The 16,589-nt window shown below is 75.1% G+C and carries 12 protein-coding genes; 1 reads left to right on the plus strand and 11 read right to left on the minus strand.

Going from position 1 to position 16,589, the window contains the following annotated elements:
• Nucleotides 1-358: 358 nt before the first annotated feature.
• From C1701_RS00730 to C1701_RS00745, 4 genes are all read right to left on the minus strand, one after another.
• Nucleotides 359-1,354: an o-succinylbenzoate synthase gene (locus tag C1701_RS00730; protein ID WP_026420369.1), complete on the minus strand. Its 996-nt coding sequence runs from the start codon at nt 1,352-1,354 to the stop codon at nt 359-361.
• The gene (locus tag C1701_RS00735) at nt 1,354-1,656 is read right to left on the minus strand and encodes a hypothetical protein (protein WP_030107206.1); all 303 of its coding nucleotides are present in this window, start codon (nt 1,654-1,656) and stop codon (nt 1,354-1,356) included. The genes C1701_RS00730 and C1701_RS00735 overlap by 1 nt, the downstream gene beginning before the upstream one ends.
• A 292-nt stretch (nt 1,657-1,948) precedes the next feature.
• On the minus strand, nt 1,949-2,209 hold the full coding sequence (locus C1701_RS00740; RefSeq protein ID WP_245588941.1) for a DUF397 domain-containing protein: 261 nt from the start codon (nt 2,207-2,209) through the stop codon (nt 1,949-1,951).
• Nucleotides 2,206-3,093 (minus strand): helix-turn-helix domain-containing protein, encoded by an 888-nt coding sequence (locus tag C1701_RS00745; RefSeq protein WP_103055320.1) that lies wholly within the window; start codon nt 3,091-3,093, stop codon nt 2,206-2,208. Before C1701_RS00745 ends, C1701_RS00740 begins: the two co-directional genes overlap by 4 nt.
• Before the next feature lie 153 nt (nt 3,094-3,246).
• On the opposite strand from C1701_RS00745, the gene C1701_RS00750 reads away from it, so the two are divergent.
• Entirely contained in the window at nt 3,247-3,618 is a 372-nt protein-coding gene (locus tag C1701_RS00750) for a hypothetical protein (RefSeq protein ID WP_337662046.1), read from the plus strand.
• 497 nt (nt 3,619-4,115) lie between these two features.
• Here the strand turns inward: C1701_RS00750 and C1701_RS00755 are convergent, their stop codons facing one another.
• The 7 genes from C1701_RS00755 to C1701_RS00785 form a co-directional block, all read right to left on the minus strand.
• Entirely contained in the window at nt 4,116-7,022 is a 2,907-nt protein-coding gene (locus C1701_RS00755) for an AAA family ATPase (RefSeq protein ID WP_337662047.1), read from the minus strand.
• Complete coding sequence (locus C1701_RS00760) at nt 7,019-9,541, minus strand: AAA family ATPase (RefSeq protein WP_103055323.1); 2,523 nt, start codon at nt 9,539-9,541, stop codon at nt 7,019-7,021. Before C1701_RS00760 ends, C1701_RS00755 begins: the two co-directional genes overlap by 4 nt.
• Nucleotides 9,538-12,309 (minus strand): AAA family ATPase, encoded by a 2,772-nt coding sequence (locus C1701_RS00765; protein WP_162183686.1) that lies wholly within the window; start codon nt 12,307-12,309, stop codon nt 9,538-9,540. The genes C1701_RS00760 and C1701_RS00765 overlap by 4 nt, the downstream gene beginning before the upstream one ends.
• Complete coding sequence (locus C1701_RS00770) at nt 12,306-13,013, minus strand: helix-turn-helix transcriptional regulator (protein WP_081715691.1); 708 nt, start codon at nt 13,011-13,013, stop codon at nt 12,306-12,308. The genes C1701_RS00765 and C1701_RS00770 overlap by 4 nt, the downstream gene beginning before the upstream one ends.
• Before the next feature lie 332 nt (nt 13,014-13,345).
• Nucleotides 13,346-14,116: a hypothetical protein gene (locus tag C1701_RS00775; protein ID WP_030107193.1), complete on the minus strand. Its 771-nt coding sequence runs from the start codon at nt 14,114-14,116 to the stop codon at nt 13,346-13,348.
• A complete protein-coding gene (locus C1701_RS26995; protein ID WP_211256680.1) occupies nt 14,113-15,102 on the minus strand; it encodes a Gfo/Idh/MocA family protein in 990 nt (329 codons plus the stop codon). Before C1701_RS26995 ends, C1701_RS00775 begins: the two co-directional genes overlap by 4 nt.
• A gap of 44 nt (nt 15,103-15,146) precedes the next feature.
• On the minus strand, nt 15,147-16,580 hold the full coding sequence (locus tag C1701_RS00785; protein WP_156038647.1) for a GMC oxidoreductase: 1,434 nt from the start codon (nt 16,578-16,580) through the stop codon (nt 15,147-15,149).
• Nucleotides 16,581-16,589 lie beyond the last annotated feature (9 nt).

Raw genomic sequence — 16,589 nt, forward strand, 5'->3', positions numbered from 1 at the left:
CCCGGCCTCCCCGCCCCCACCGAAGCACGTCGAGTGCGCGCCGATGCAGGAAGCGACCCACACCCCGCCCTGTCGCCGCTGCGCGGGATGCGAGGCACCGGACACGGCCCTTCGCGGACACGCTGGACGAGCGTGCCACCGCCACTCCGCACACCACCGACGAGCAGCGGCCCTTGCGCTGCTGGATGAGGAGGAGCGCCGAGGCCCACGCGACGTCCTGGTCGTGCGCCCTCCTCTGCCCTTGGGCGCACGACAAGCTCGAACGATCAGCGAGGCCCGAACCGCACCAACGCGGAACCCAGCAGGGACGATCAGCTCCTCGGGTGTTTCCGCGCGGACCGCCGCCCTCACGCTCGTATCAGCCGGACCGGTCCGCGCCGTGCACCGCGCGCACGCGGGCCAGCCGGTCGCGCCACCACCCGGCTTGTTCGGGCTCGACGAGTTCGTAGGTAGCGAGCAAGGAGGGGTCCGGGGCTGGTGGCGTGCGAGGCACGGGAAGGAAGCCGTCCACTGCCCGCAGGGAGCCGGGGCCGGACACGAGATCGCTCTCGAACAGCGACAGCGTGCCCAGACCGCAGGCGAAGTCCAGTTCGGGCAGTGCGGCGGCGAGGGCGACCTGTGCGGCGAGACCGACGCTGGTCTCGAGTGCGGAGGAGACCACGCAGGGAAGCCCGGCGGCTTCGGCGACCCGCAACGAGCGACGGACGCCACCGAGTGGGGTGCACTTGATCACCGCGACGTCCGCTGCGCCCGCGACGGCCACCCGTAGTGGGTCGTCGGCGCGACGGATGGATTCGTCGGCGGCGATCCGGACCTCGACAGCCCGCCGGACGATGGCGAGTTCCTCGATGGTGCGGCAGGGTTGTTCGACGTACTCCAACCCGCCGGCGGCCTTGTCCAGCTGGCGGATGTGGGACACGGCGGTGTCGGTGTCCCAGACTCCGTTGGCATCGACCCGGATCGCGCCGTCCCGCCCGAGTGCGGCACGAACGGCTTCCACGCGAGCGAGGTCCTCCGGGAGCGACTCGGGGTGATCAGCGACCTTGATCTTGGCGGTCCGACACCCCGAGTTCGCGGTGATCTCATAGGCCCGTTCGGGGCCGACGGCGGGCACGGTGCAGTTGATGGGGATGCGGTCACGCACGGCTGGCGGCCAGCCAATGGCGCACTGCTCGATGGTCGTCGACAACCACCCCGCCGACACGGTGTCGTCGTAGTCGGAGAAGGGGCAGAACTCGCCCCACCCGGCAGGACCTTCGAGCAACATCCCCTCGCGGACGGTGATGCCCCGAAAGCGGGCACGCATGGGAATCGCGTAGATGCGGGCACCCTCGAAGTCGATTCCGGTGGTCATCAGGTGGCGGTGTCCTCGTCTCGGTGGGTACGGGTGCGGGTCAGGTCGGTGATGCGGTCGTCCAGCTCGCGCGCGTCCGGTGAGGTGCTGCTCAGCGGACGAACCCGCCGTTGGAGCATACGGAGCCTGTCGAGGACACGGTTGGAGCTGACCTGCCGCGCCATGCGCACGGCGTCCCGTCCCACGGAGGCGGCCTGTTCCAGATCACGGCTGGCCAGGTGAGCGAGGGCGAGGTCAGCCTGGACGAAGCATCGGCTGCGCACCCGCCACGGTTCATAGGTGTCCAACGCCTGTTTGATCAAACTGGCGCCTTGGTCTGGGTCGCCCACGTCGCGCAGACATCGGCCGAGATCGGCGGCGAGTTCGGCTTCGGTGTAAAAGGCCAGCCGTTGACCTCAACGCGATCGCCAAGCTGAGGTTCTGACTCCCACCTTCTCCATCACGAACCCGCGCACGGGCAGCCACCGCGTGGCATCAGTTTCGTCCCGGAGGCCGCGCTGCGGGGCCGTTGGTGGTCGTGCTCCCGCTCCCGGTGGCGGTCACGGTGAGCTCGCTGGGGACAGGCGCACCGTGTCCCGGTGCGCCTGCTCCAGGTCACTGGGTGTCGAGGTCGTCGAACTCGCCGGCCTTGCAGCCCTTGATCCACGCGGCCATCTCGGCGCGGGTGAAGAAGACGACGCCCGCGTCGGGGTGCTTGCTGTTGCGCATCGCGATGGTGCCGTTGGCGAGCGGGGCGACCTCGACGCAGTTGCCGCCTCCTGGGCCACCGCTGCCCGAGAAGCTGCTCTTGCGCCACGCGGCGTGAGCCAAGGCGTCGTTGTCCACCACTTGGCGTCCTCCTTCGTCGTGGATCACTGGTACTCCTTCGCGGCTTTCCTGACCAAATCCACCGAGTCGGTGTGGGGAAGCGCTCGCTCGGTGAGGACAGCCCACTTCAGAATACAAGCGCGGACAGCGTCACGGTCCTCGATGTACGCCGCTCCGCCGGATCCCTCGGCGTAGCCGAAATCCGGGATGGGGTCGGGGAGAGTCAGGACGGAGAACGGTCCCTCCATCGCGGGACTCGCTCCGACGGTCCTGGGAAGCACCTGAAGGGTGATGTGGTCAGCCTCCGCCTCCTCGACCAGGCGGCGCAGCTGGTTGCGCATGATCACGGGCGTCCCGACCGGCCGTTCGAGGATGGTCTCCTCCAGGATGACATGGCAGTCGAGCGGCTTCGGCCTGGTCAGGATCTGTTGGCGGGCCATCCGGGCCACCACGCGTCGTTCCACGACTTCGGCAGCGAGGCCAGGGCTCATACCGCTGATCAGCGCGCGGGTGTAGTCGGGGGTTTGCAGCAGTCCGGGGACGAGCATCGTCTCGAACTGGCGCAGTGCCACCAGCGAGGCCTCGACGTTCAGGAAGTCGTGGAAGTCCTCCGGGAGATCCTTGCGGATCGCGCGCCAGTAGCCACGTTCGTGGGCGGTGGCGGCGAGGTCGAGCAGCCAGGCGCGGAGGTTCGCGTCGGCGACCTGGTAGAGGTCGAGGAGTTGTTCGACCTCGCGGATCCGCACGCCCTGCTCGCGGGTCTCGATTCTGCCGATCTTCGAGCGTGACCATTTTCCGGCCCCGGAGGCACGCAGCTGCTCCGCGACCTGCTCGATGGTCAACCCGGCGCGCTCGCGCAACTGTCGCAGGGTTTCGGTGAGCTGCCATCGCCGCACGGTCGCGTTGACCACGTCACCGTTGTCCTGGCTCATCGAATGCCCCTTCCGCACACGATTCGACACCCGCCCATGCGCGCGACGCTGAACGGGTGAAAAAACCGAGTTCCCACTAGCATTTCTGGGTTCCCGCTTTCAACATTGGATGGACGCAGAGTACCCGACCACGCACCAGGAGTGAGCGACCAGATGCTAGCCGCAGCACAGAACCCGCCATCACCAGAGGGCACCCACCACCCGATGGACGCCTACGTGCCCGATCCCCGAGGGATGGAACCGATCTGCGACGAGGCGGAGTTCACCGCACTGGTGCGGGGCATGGTGGCTGATGAGGCCCCACGGCTGTTCGCGGTCGTGCAGGAGTACGGCGACCGGGTGGACGCCCAGATCGCGGCCTGGGGAATGGTGTTCGGCGACCGTGCCGAGATAGTCCTGCTCGATGGCGGCACGCGCGTCAGCGCGACCACCCCGGAAAGCGCGCTTCGAGGCTTCCACCTCGGCCCACACATCCGCGCCCGCCTGGTCTGGTGCGCTCCGCACACGGCCCCCCGTCGGGGGTGAGGAATCACCTGGAACGGTCAGGCGGGCGCGCATCCTCCTGCCCATTGCCACGACGAGCACCGGTGGGCAGGCACGCCTGAGCACGTCGGTCGGCTGGCGCACACATCGGGCGACGCGTTCGAGCTGGTCGTTCGGGTGGGGAGCGAGAGGGGCCAGGCGCGCCACGACGACGGATGCGGGCACGCCCGCCCACGCTCCCCAGCCCGTCAGGCCTGGCGGTGACCTTCGGGGCCGCGCCGCTCCGCCCGGCCCACCTCGCGTTCGCGCGAGGGCAGGGGGGATGACCGGCTACCGGAACGCAGCTGGGGGCTGCCGCGCACTGGGCGCCGGCACGAACGTGGCCGTCACGCCGGTCGGGTCACCGGTGGTGTCCGGCGAGCACGACCGCCCGACAGGGTGGACGAGGTGCTGCCGGTGGTGTCCGCACGTCGAACGCGCGGGACCCCGGCCTGCCAGGTCGCCGCCACCGTGGCGGACCACGGGGCGGGTGGCGGGAGTCAGCAGGCTCGGGTGCTCGGGTCGCCGGGGCCGGTGGAGACGGGGACGAGTGCGGCGGCGAGCCCGGAGCGGCCGTCGACGGCCAGCTTGCGGTACACCCTCGTCAGGTGCTTCTCCACGGCGCGCACGCTCACGGTGAGGGTGTCGGCGATCTCCTTGTTCGTCCTGCCCTCGGCGGCCAGCACCGCCACCCGCAGTTCGGCCCTGGTGAGCACCAGGTCCACCCCCGACGCCCGGGAGCAGGCGGCCAGGTCGAACCGGAAACGGTCGGTGAGCCAGTCGATCCCTCGGTCGGCGGTCAGGTCGTGGCCCTCCCGCAACACCGGTTCCGCCGCCGGATCGCCCGCCCGCAGCAGTGCCCTGCCGAGTTCCGCCAGGGTGCGGCCGAGTTCGAGGCGGTTCCCCGAACCGGCGAGCACCCGCCGGGACTCCCTGAGCAGTTCGATGCCCCTCCTGCCGTCGGTGACAGTCCCCAGCAACCGCAGCGCGGCGCCCAGCGTGGCGGGGGCACCCCACCGGACGGCGAGGTCGTACTCCTCGGCGGCCACCGCCCTGGCCGCCGCCGGGTCCCCCATCCGCAGGTGCAGGGAGGTGGCCCAGTGCCGCCACGGGCTGAGCGCCGGGTTGCGGCGCCCGGCGCGGGCCAGCAGCTGGCCGCACTCCTGGACGTGGTGGAGGGCTCCCGGCAGGTCCCCGGCGTGGGAGCGGAGGAACCCGCGCAGCGGCAGCAGCGCGTCGTGGTGGTAGGCCGCGCCTTCCGAACCGGTGGCGTGCCGCTCCAACCGGTCGAGCAGCCAGCGCGCCATGCGCGCGTCGCGGGGCAGCAACGCCGTCGGCACCAGCGCCGCCAGGCACAGCGGTAGGCCGTCCGGCCACTCCGACTCGGCGAGCGCGACGGCGTCCAGCCCGCACGTCCGGGCCCCGGTGACGTCGCCCGCTCCGAGCCGCACGCTGACCAGGCCGACCGACACGAGGACGCGGGCGACGACGGAGTTCTGCCGCCGCGCCTGGTCGAGGGCGATGTCGAGCCAGGTGCCGACGTCCTCGGCGGCGTCGGCGGCCACCAGGGTGGGTGGCAGCAGCACCAGTCCGGTGTGGACGTGCCGGGCGGCGGCGGGTTCGCCGGCGAGCACCGCCCGGCCGATCCGCCCCACGGCGTCGGAGGACAGCAGGAGTCCGCCGGTGGCCTGGTGCAGCAGCACCGACACCAGTTCCCGTTCGGCCGGGGTGCGGCCGCCTGGCACGACGTCGAGGTCGCGGAGCCGGTCGAGGACGGAGTCCTCGGTGTCGGGTGCCAGTCCGGCGCGGCGGACCCGGCACTCCACCCGCAGCGCGATCTCCAGGTCCTGCCCGGTCAGCGGTTCCCCTGACCGCAGGTCCGCCTCGGCGCGGCCCAGCAGTTCGCGGACGGCGGGCGTCACCTCGTCGAGGAGTTCCGGGGCGAGTCGGGTGGCCGCGACCGCGCGTTCCCTGGGGTGGGGCAGCAGGGGGACGGCCTGGGTGAGGTGTCGTCGCGCGGCGGCCCGGTCGAACTCGCGTTCGGCGAGGGCGAGTTCCACCAGCAGCCGGGCGCGCACCACCCCGTCGTCCACGTCGAGCAGCAGCCGCCGCAGGTAGTCGGCCGCCTTTCTCGGCGCTCCCCGCCGGAGCGCGGTGTCCGCCGCCTCCCGCAGGACCCTGGTGGCCCAGGCGTGTTGGGGGGTGGTGACGGCGAGGAGGTGTTCGGCCACGCGTTCGGGGGGTCGGCCCCGCTGGTGCAGCAGGAGGGCGGCGCCCTGGCGCAGGCGTTCCCGTTCGGCGACGCCCATCGCGCGGTCGACGGCGGCGCTGGCGCAGGGGTGGCGGAAGGAGCAGGTGCCGTCGACGTCAACCAGTCCCAGCTGGCCCAGGACGTGCAGCGAGCGGTCGCAGGTGAGCTGGTCGAGTCCGACGAGGTCGGCGACGAGTTCGGGGGTCGCCTCCTCGCCGAGCACCAGCACCGCGCGGCCCACGTCCCGCACGGGCGCGACGACGGCGTCCAACCAGGTGGTCAGCCGGTCGCCGAGCAGCCCGGACCACGGGCTGTCCTCCGCCGTGAGCTGGTCGGCGGTGGCGGGTGCCCCCGAGGACGCGACCGCGTCGAGGATTCCGGTGAGGAACATCGGGTTGCCCCCCGACGCGGCGTGGGCCCGGGTGACGAACTCCTCCTCGACCGGTGCGCCGAAGCGGTCCCTGGCCAGGGTGCGGGCGGCGTCGACGCCCAGCGGTCGGGGCCGGAGGGTGCGGGTGGCGGCGGCGAGGACGTCCTGGACGTCGGGGCGTTCCGACCAGCAGCCGACGTCCCAGGCGGCGGCCACGACGGTCACCGGGACACCGGCCAACCGGCGGGCCAGGTAACCCAGCCAGCGCAGGGACTCGGTGTCGACCCACTGGAGGTCGTCGACGACGACCAGCAGCGGCCGTTCCGCCGCCAGGTTCGCGGCCAGCGCGCGCAGCGCCGGCCACAGCGTCGCCGGTGGGACGGGCTCGGGTGGGCCGGGGTCGGGTGGGCCGGGGTCGGCGTCGAGGAGCGGGGCGGCGGGGGCGGCGGCTCCGGCGAACCAGCGGGACCGGCGCTCCGGGTCGGCCGACCAGATGGCGGGTTCGAACAGTTGCCGGGTGACGCCGTGCGCGAACTCCCGTTCCAGCGGTGCCCCGCTGGCCAGCACCACCCGGGTGTCGGCGGTCTCCTCCAGCTGGTCGGCGACCGAGCGCAGCAGGGCGGTCCGGCCGATGCCGAGCGGGCCGACGACGGCGGTCAGGGAACCGTGGCCGGCGTGGGCGGCGCGGACGGCGGCGCGGATCGCCGCGACCTCACCCTCGCGCTCGCACAGCCGCATCGCCTCTCGCCTCCCGCTGGACGATACGACGTGCCCGTCGGGGGTCACCGCACGTCCTCCCGCCCCGGTTCCCCCGAGCGGCGACCGAGTGGGTACCCGGGTTCGACGAGGTCACGGCGTCGCGTGCGGTGCAGCGTCGACCACGCCCGTGCGGCGAGCTCCTCGGTGCGCCGCAGCGGCGCCGGCGCTCCCCACCTGCCGGCCAGCTCCCGTTCCTCGTCGAAGAGCCGGGTGGCCTGCGCGACGTCGCCGGTGGCCAGGCAGGCGGTGGCGGTGTGTCCGCGCCACGGCAGCAGCGCCGGGTTGGGTTCCTGGCGGGCCAACAGCCGCCAGCCGCACTGGCGGAGGTCGGCGAGCGCCTTCCCCGGCTCGCCGAGGGCGAGGCTGAGCCGACCTCGGGTGTAGAGCACCCTGGCTCCGATCTCCCCGCCGATCGTGACGTCGGGGGGACAGGTGCGGAGCGCCCGCTCCGCGTCGGCCACGTCACCCACGTCGAGGTGGTGGAGGGCCCGCACCGAGGCCACCTGGGCGGCGAGGCTCCTCGACCGTCGCACGGCCGGCAGGGCGTCGCTGATCAGGGCCAGCGTCCGGTCGACCTCGGCGGGCAGTGCGGCGCGCAGCGCGGTTCCGGCTCGGACGGTCAGCACCCGGGCGACCACCCAGGACGGGGCCTGGCGGCGGGCCTCGGCCAGGACGGTGTCGATGGCGTCGAGGGCCTCCTCGTCCCGGCCCGCGAGGGACAGCGCGCGGGCGGCGGCCAACCGGGGGGCGGTCAGGGCGGCGGTGAGGGGTGCGCTGGTGGCCGGCTGCCCGTTGGGGGACAGTGCCCTGCGGGCGAGGTCCACCGTCCTGGTCAGGTCCACTCCGGCCACGGCGAGGGCGTGGGCGAGCGCCGCGCTCCGCGCGGGGTCGCCGGGGTCCGGTGGCAGCGGGGGTGGGGCGAGCTCGACGAGCCCGCCGGGTTCACCGCGTTGGGTGGCGTGGGCGAGCTGGCACAACGCCGTGAACGGCGCGTGGATCTCCTCGGGGGTGGTGTCGGCGTGGTGGGCGTCGGCGAGCGCGGACAGCTGCCAGTAGGCGGTGCGTCCGCGTCCCCCGGCCAGCAGCAGGTCGGCCGCGCGCAGGGTCGCCTCGCCGGGGGCTCGTCCACCGCCGGCGTCGGCGAGGACGTCGGCGAGGTAGCGCTCTCCCGTGTCCGCCGTGGCGCTGACCGCCGCCCGTTCGATCAGGGTGTTGACCCGCGTCGTCGGGGCCAGGGGTTCCCGCAGCGCCCGGTCGAGGTAGCGGGCGGCGTCGTCGGGGTGGCCGGTCGCGCGGGCCTGGTGGGCGGCGCGTCGCAGCACCCCGACGGCCCAGCCCCCGCCGCCGGATGGGGCGCGCATCAGGAGTTCGGCGACGTCGACGTCGTCCACGGCGGACCGGTGGCCGAGGTCGGCGGCCCGCGCGTACAGGTCCTCCCGGTCGTGGGTGGGCATCTCGGCGAGCACGCGGTCGCGGACGATCGGTCCGACCACGTCGGGGCGGTCGTCGGGGCCGCCGCGCCCCCGGACGAGGCCCATTCCGGCGAGCCGGTCGAGGACGACGCGCTCGGAGGCGTCGCGGAGGCCGGCGAGTGCGGCGACGAGCCGGAACGGCAGGCGGCCCCCGGTGGCGGCGAGCGCGCGGAGCAGTCCCGCCGGTTCGGCCTCCAGGGTCGCGGCGAGCCGGGTGACGCGGTCGCCGTGGGCGGCCGCGACGACACGCCACACGTCGGTGGCCGCGAGGTCCTCCGGGGGGACGCTGGCGGATCCGAGGTGGCGGCGGAGGACGTCGAGCAACCAGGGGTTGCCGCCGGTGGCGTCGGTCGCCGCCCGCGCGAGCGTCTCGGGCGCGGGCGCACCGGCCCGCCCGAGGGCGGTCCGGACGCTCTCGGGGGTCAGCGGACCCACGGCGAGCAGGTGTGGCGCGGTGACCCGGTCCGGGCCGTGCGGCGCGCCCTCGGCGCGGGGGGACAGCGGCACGGCTCCGGTGTCGCCGGCGAGCAGCAGTGCCAGTGGGACGTCCCGCAGGCGCCTGCGGAGCGCGCCGAGCCAGCCCACCGACCACCGGTCGGCCCAGTGGGCGTCGTCCACGACGACCAGCAGGGGTTGTTGGCGTGCGACGGAGAGGAAGTCCCGGCACAGCAGCGGGACGAGTTCGGCGTCGCGGTCGGGGTCGGTCCACACCGGCGAGGTCCACAGGGAACTGCCGGGTGGGGTGAGCGCGCCGAGCAGTTGGGAGGTGATGCCGTGCCGGAGCCGGGTCTCGGCGGGTGTCCCCCTGGCGAGCACGACCCTGGCGCCGCGCCGTTCGGCGGCGGCGGCCGCGTGCAGCAGCAGCGCGGAGCGCCCGCTGCCGGGGGTTCCCTCGACGACCCCGACCGACGGGGTGGAGGCGAGGAGTTGGGAGACGATCCGGCGCAGGATCGCCAGTTGGGGGGCGCGGTCGAGCAGGTGCGCCCTGGCGGCCTGGTCCTGCCAGTGGCGCCGTCCGGTGAGCACGGACGCGGCGGAGGTCGCCGGCGGCGCGGCGGGCTGGTCTGGGTTCATCGGTGTTGGCCGGTCGGGTCGGGTTCGGGGAGGACGGCGCGCAGCGCGGCCCGCCCTGGCACGTCGAGCTTGCGGTAGGTGTTGGTGAGGTGCACCTCGACGGTCCGGACCGTCACGAACAGCGCGTCGGCGATCTCGCGGTTGGTGTGGCCGGCGGAGGCCAGGGCGGCGACCCGCCGTTCGGCGCCGGTGAGGAGGTCCACGGCGGCGGGTCCGGTGGAGCGCCGGCGGCCGCCGGCGGCGGCGTGGCGGCGGCTCGCGGCGAGGAACAGCGCCTGGGACCCGCACTGGGTGGACAGGTCGAGGGCGGCGCGCAGGTGTTCGCGGGCCTGCCGGTTCCGGCCGACCCGCAGCAGCGCCTCCCCCAGCCGGAAGCGGGCGTTGGCCAGGCACAGCCGCGCCGGGGAGGTGGCGAGCAGGTCCACCGCGTCGGACAGCAGGGCCACCGCGCGGCGCCCGGACTCGGCCAGTCCCCGGGCGGTCAGCCCGAGGCCGATGGCGCGGGGCGCGCCCCAGCGCAGGGCCCGCTCGTGCTGCCGGTGGGCCAGTTCACCGGCCTCGGTGCGCCGGCCGAGTTCGACGAGGATCGCGGTGGCGTCCACCCACCAGGTCGCGAACAGGGGGTTGGTGATACCGGTCCGGTCGAGGTGGTCGCCGCAGCGCCGCAGGTGGTGCAGGGCGCCTTCGGTGTCGCCGCTCTGCCAGCGGGCTCGTCCCCGGGCCAGCAGGTGGTAGGGGTGGTTCCACACGACCCGGTCGGCCCCGGGGCGGCGGGCGAGCAGCAGCGCGCGTTCGGCTCCGGGGAGGTCGCCGTGGGCGACGAGGGTCACGGCGAGCATGGTGTTCGGCCAGGCGGCCCTGGTGCGCCGGGGGTTGCGGGCGGCCGCCTCGGCCGCGTCGCGGGCGTCGGCGACGGCGTCCCGGACGCGTCCGGCGGCGAAGAGCACGTGGGCCCGGTTGGCGAGGGCGACGCTGAGGGTTCCGGAGTGGGTCCGTCTGCGGGCGGGGTCGGTGAGCCGGTCGAGCACGGTCAGCGCGGTGGGCAGCTCGTCGGCGAGGTGCAGGGCGAAGGTGGCGCTGACCAGTGCCCAGTCCCCGGTGCCCTCGGGGACCCGCACGGCCCGTTCGGCGAGGTCGAGGCTGCGCGGCAGGTCGGTTCCCCCGCCCGCGTCGAGGGCGGCCAGGACTCCCAGGAGCTGGCGTTCCCCGGGGGTGCGCCCCGGCGGGGCGGGGATGCTCCGGGCCAGTGCCCGGGTCTCCGCCAGGGTGCTGGCCTCCTGGATGCCGGTGAGCAGGAGGGTGGACTCCACCTGGGCGCGCAGCTCCCGGTCGGTGGGTCCCGGGTTGTCGCCCACCGCGGCGATGAGTTCGGCTCGTGCGTCGGCGAGCACCCGGGTCCCCTCCGGGGCGCGTTGCGCGCTGACGGCCGTCAGTCCTACCTGGACGGCGAGGCTGGCGCGGTCCCGCGCCCCGGTGGTTCCGGCGAGGGCGGGGGCGAGGTGGGCGAGGGCGGCGGCGGGGTCCACCTGGGCCAGCGGGCGGGCCAGCTCGATGCGCAGTTGCACCGGTGGGGTGAGCGGCCCGCCGGCGGCCAGCACCCTGGCGAGGTAGCTGGCGGCGTCCTCGGGGGCGCCGCGGCGGCGGGCCGCGTCGGCGGCCTCCCGGAACACCCCGGTCATCCACGGTTCGAGGGGGCCGTTCCGTTCGAGCAGTCGCAGGGCGACCTCCTCGGCGGGGCGGCCGGCGTCGTTGAGCAGGCGGGCGGCCCGGTCCCGCAGGCGTGGCAGTTCGTCGGCGGGGTGCGCGGTCAACACGGCCAGCCGGCCGGTGGTGTGGGTGAACCGGCCGCCGGTGACGAGCCCGGCCCGCGCCAGTGCGGTCATGGCATGGCTGGCGACGTGTTCCGGGACGCCGGCGAGCGCGGCCACCAGCCCGATCCCGGGGGTGGCCCCGGGTCCGGGGTCCTCCAGCACGGCCAGGGCCCTCGCGACCACCCGGACGTGGTCGGGCAGGGTGTCGAGGCGGATCAGGGCTGATCGCCGACGGACCTCGGCTCCCAGCTCGGTCACCCGGTGCGCGTCGCGGTCGTCCGGGGTGATCCCGGCCGTGTGGAGTTCGTCGAGCAGCCGCCGCAGCAGTGCCGGGTTGCCTCCGGTGAGGTCGTGGCAGCGGCGCACGAAGCTCGGGGTGCCGGGGCCGTCGAACGCCTCGCGGACCAGTTCGGCCACGGCGGGTTCGGTCAGCGGTGGGAGGGGCAGGCCAGCGGCGCCGGGGCCGCGCAGCAGGCGGGTGAGCACCGGGTCGGCCGGGGCGCGGACGGCGTCGTGCCAGCCGAGGACGACCAGCAGCGGTCCCCGGGTGGTCCGCCGGAGGAGGAAGTCCAGCCAGCGCAGCGACGCGGCATCGCACCACTGGGCGTCGTCGATGACGAGGGCGAGCGGGCGGTGGCGCATCAGCTGGCTGACCCGCCGGTAGGGGGCGTGCAGGGCCTCGTGGGTGTCGTCGCCGGCGTCGGCGGGCCCCGGGTGGTGTCCGAGGGGGGCGAGCAGCGCGTGGACGGTGCCGCGGTGGCGGGTGGCGGAGGAGGGTCGGCAGGCCGCCCGGAGGACGGTGAAGTCGGCGGCGAGTCGCCGGCGGAGGGTGTCGAGGACGACGGTGCGGCCGGTGCCGGCGGCTCCCGTGACGACGACGAGCCGGGCCAGGCCGGCGCGGACGTGGTCGGTGTGGGCGGCGAGCTGGTCGAACTCCCGCTCGCGCCCGACGATCACCGGACCCATTCCGGGGCGACTCGGGGTGGCCAGGCTCCCGGGCGCAACATGCCGAGGCTGTAGGCCTTGGAGACCAGCGCCGGCCGGTTGGGCACGTCCAGCTTCCGCATCAGGGTGCGGACGTGGTAGTCGACGCCCTGCCGGCTGAGGTAGAGGTGGGCCGACATCCACGCCGTGGACTGGCCGGCGGCGACGGCCTCGAGCACGCGGCTGCCGGCGCGGCTGAGCCGCGGTTCCCCCCGTCCGCCGGGCCGCTCGCCCCGTTCCGGGGTGAACACGACGACGAGCATGCGGGGTTGGTCGTCGGCCCCGCACAGGGCGGTGCCGGTGAGGTGGCCGGGGACGAGGGCGCCGTCGGCGCGGCGGATCAGCACGTTCTCGGTGAAGCGGGTGGCGCTGCCGTCGGCGAGGTGTTCGGCGCGGCGGCGGATGTCGACGGCGAAGCCGGGCTCGACGAGGGCGGCGATGTCGTGGCCCCGCACCTGGCCGGGAGGTCGTCGCACCACCTGGGAGAACTCGTGGCTGACGCCGAGCACCCTCAGGGTGAGGTCGGACCAGGCGATGCAGAGGGTGGAGGATTCCAGGAGGGTGTGGAAGAGGCCGGGGGGAACGTCGGTGCGGTCGGGCGGCGGGTCCACCTCGGGGTGGGTGCCGGTCGCGTCCAGCTCGGCCAGGTCCGGGGTGCGGACATCGGTCTCGGACACACTGCCTCCTTTTCCCGCCAGCACGCGAACCCGCGATTCCCCCTCGCCGTCGGAGCTTCACGAGCCGGGGTCAGGGAGTCGGAACGGGCTCCAAGATCACCGGTGATCGTCGCGCCGATCCTATGAAGCGATCACGGAGAGCGGCAACGCGAGCACGTTCCTGTCGCCTAACCTTGTGGTCCCGTCCCCCTTTGGTTCGGTCCTCAACCACCTGCTCCCGCATTCGTACGGGCCCCAACGGAGCAATGACGGACTCCGAACGGAGCAACCGGTTCTGGGAGATGGCCGTACCCGCGCCGTCGCGGCCCGCCGAGCGCCGCGCCGTCCGCCGCTCATCTGAGCAGCGCGGCGGTCTCCTGGAGGACGGGGAGGGTGTCGAGGGGGCTCGGCGCCCCGGAGGCGAGGACCGCCCGGACCGCCTCCCACAGGCCGCGACGGTCGTTGACCTCGGGCAGCGCGTCGCACCGGACACCGGCGGGATCGTGCCGGACCAGGGTCGAGCGGGGGCCGAGGGTCACCGACCAGCGCACGGCGGACCCGACGGCGTCGAGCACGAGCACCGGCCCGTCCCCGTCGACGCCGCCGGTGAGCAGGACGTCGTGGTCCGCCCGGTGGGACACCAGGGAGTACCCGTCGGGTCGGAGTTCGACGGGTGCCAGCGCGCCGAGGCCCGGGACCAGCCCGCGCGCCACGGCGAGCTGGGTCGCCAGGGCCGTGTGCGCATCGCCTGCCGGGAGGCGGATGTCGAGGTCGAGCAGTTCCGCACCGGCCAGCGGGAGCCGACCGCCCGGAGCACGGGCGGCCCAGCCCGGGAGGGTGGGCCGGGGAGCGTCGAGCACGCAGCGCACCGACCTGGCCGTCAGGCCCTCGACGAGGGGCAGGGCGGCGGCGACGGGCCGGGAGAGGACGACCACGCGGGTGCGGTCGGAGCGCTCCCGGAGCCGGTCGGACCAGCCGGGGACGCCGCAGTCGACCAGCAGGACCTCGGCCCCGGCCGGTCCCGCCACCACCCGGAACGCGCCACCGAGGCCGGCCAGGGCCCGCCGGTGCCACTCGTCCGCGCCAGGGTCGCCGCCCAGCGCCACCGTGACCGGGCCGGTCACGACGGGTCCCCGAGCAGGGGCGCGGCCGCGTCGGCGATCCCGAGCAGGTAGTCCAGGTCCGCGACGGCCTCCTCCAGGGGCAGCACCGGTTCGGCGGTGCCGGCGGCGACCTCGGCCACGTTCTCCCACATCGCCCGGTACCCGTCGAGCGGGGTGGACCAGCGCCGGGTCTCCCCCGCCGCCGTCCAGCGCGCCGTGGCGGACCCGGCGCGCAGGTAGGAGGAGGGCAGGTCGACCCGCAGCCGGCCTCCCTCGCCTCGGGCGTCCACATGCCAGTCCGGCCGCCGCCAGTCCCCGGCGGAGAACCCGGAGAGGACGGCGGTGCCGCCCGGGCCGGCCAGCCCCAGCAGGTAGCCGCCGGAGGGCAGCAGCCTGGCGTGGGTCACCCGGTCCACCTCCGGGAGGAGCGCCCGCAGGTGGGTCGCGGTGTGGACACCCAACCCCAACAGGGCGAACCGGAGCACGACGGCGCGGGCCGAGGGGTCGGTGATGGGCGGTGGCGCCGGCGGCGCGGGTGGAGGTGCGGAGCCGGACGCCAGGGCGACCAGCACCTCGGTGCGCGGCACCCAGGCGCGGACCCGCACCCGCCGGGCTCCTCCCAGCCGGGGGCGCGCGTGCCCCAGGGCCGCCCGCCACGCGGGGTCGTAGGAGTGCATGGTCCCGACCAGCACCCGGGTGCCGGCGCGGCCGGCGGCGGTGGCGATCCGCCGGGCGTCCTCGACGCCCAGCGCGAGCGGCTTCTCGCACAGCACGACCCGCTTGCCGGCCTCGCAGGCCGCGACGACGTGATCGGCGTGCGTCCAGTGCGGACCGCAGACCGCGACGACGTCGACCGCCTCGTCGTCGAGCAGGGCGGCCACGTCCACCCCTGCCCGGGCGCTCATCTGAGCGCCCTCCAGGGCGGTTCTCGCGGAGTCGGGTGTCGCGGCCACGGCGTGGACCACGGGGAGCCGGTCAGCCAGCTCCCGCAGCACCGGGAGGTGCACGCTCCGTACAACACGACCGGTCCCGATGATGCCGACTCCCGCCATCACACCCCCTGGATCATCCGCGCCACCGCCGCCGCCGAGCGCACGGCGAGGGCCGCGCTGGTGAGCGTCGGGTTCGCCGCCGTGGGCCAGCCGATGACCCCGTTGCCGCCGACGACGAGGTTGTCCACACCCCACACCCGGCCGTCCCGGTCGCAGACCGAGGTGCGCGGGTCGTGGCCCATCCGCACCGTGCCCTGGTAGTGCAGGGAGCTGCCCGCCGGCAACAGCCGGGGCTCACCCCCGGGGGTCGCCTCCCCGAGCGAGGCGGCCACCGTGGACACGAGTTCGGCGGCGCGGGCGGCGGTGGCCCGGTCGGCCCGGGTGAGCCCGTACTCCACGCGGGGCGCCGGCATCCCGTAGGCGTCGAGCCGCTCCGCCGAGAAGGTGACGCGGTCCCGGGCACGGATCTCCTTGGCCGCGTACCAGGTCAGGCTCAGCAGGGGACGTGGGTCGGCGACCCCGGGGCCCAGCGGGCCGAGGTCGGCGAGCATGACCTGCCCGTGGAAGGGGTGCCCGCTGGTCCAGGGGACCCGCAGGACACCGGTCACCAGGTCCCGCCACTCCCCGTCGAACGGTTCGGCCGGTTCGGGGTGACGGGGAGGGTCGTCGAGGTCCAGCAACGCCCACGCCATCACCGCCAGGTGGTCGTTGAGGTACCGGCCCAGGGCTGGTGGTCGCAACCCCGACGCCCACAACAGCTGCGGTCCTCGGAACGCGTCGGCCGCCACGGCCACCGCGCGGGACCGCACCACCCACCGCCGGCCACCGCGCAGGCACTCCAGTTCCGCGCCGACCACCCGGCCGTCGTCGAGGAGCAGCCGGCGGCACAGGGTCTCGGGGCGGAGCAGGAACCCCGGCTGGCGGTCGAGGTCGCCGAGCACGGTGTCGACACCGCCCCACTCCCCCGGCCCGCCCGCCATCGGCATCCACCCGACGTCCTGACCGGGCAGGGCGTCCCGGAGCCCGGCGAGCAACCGGGTGCCGGCGGCGGTGTCGGCGTAGGGCCGGGCGCGCACCCCCAGCAGCCGCTCGGCGACGGCGAGGTCGTCGGAACCGACGAACGGGGACCGCTCCGCCGGCCCCGGGCGGGGGGTGGCGCAGGTCCAGTGGCCGCCCATGCCGCCGACGCAGGTGGACAGCGCGGCGGCGGGCATCCCGTCCTGCTCGTCGCCCTCCGGGTCGGCCGGGCGCAGCAGCCCGGTCCCGAACCGGGGCGTGACCGCGCCGGCTCCGACCGCCGGGTACCGCCCGGCGGAGCGGTGGCGGGGTTCGGCCCGGTCGGCGGCCGGGAGGTTGTGCACGTTGCGGCCGGGTGGCCCGGTCACGGCGGGGCCCGCGTCGACGACGAGCACCGAGGCCCCGGGGACGAGGTCCCGGACGCGGCGGGCGACGGTCGCGCCGACGGGTCCGCTACCGACCACCAGCAGGTCCACGGTGGAGGG

This window comes from Actinoalloteichus sp. AHMU CJ021, assembly GCF_002895405.1.
Classification (GTDB): Bacteria; Actinomycetota; Actinomycetes; order Mycobacteriales; family Pseudonocardiaceae; genus Actinoalloteichus_B; species Actinoalloteichus_B caeruleus.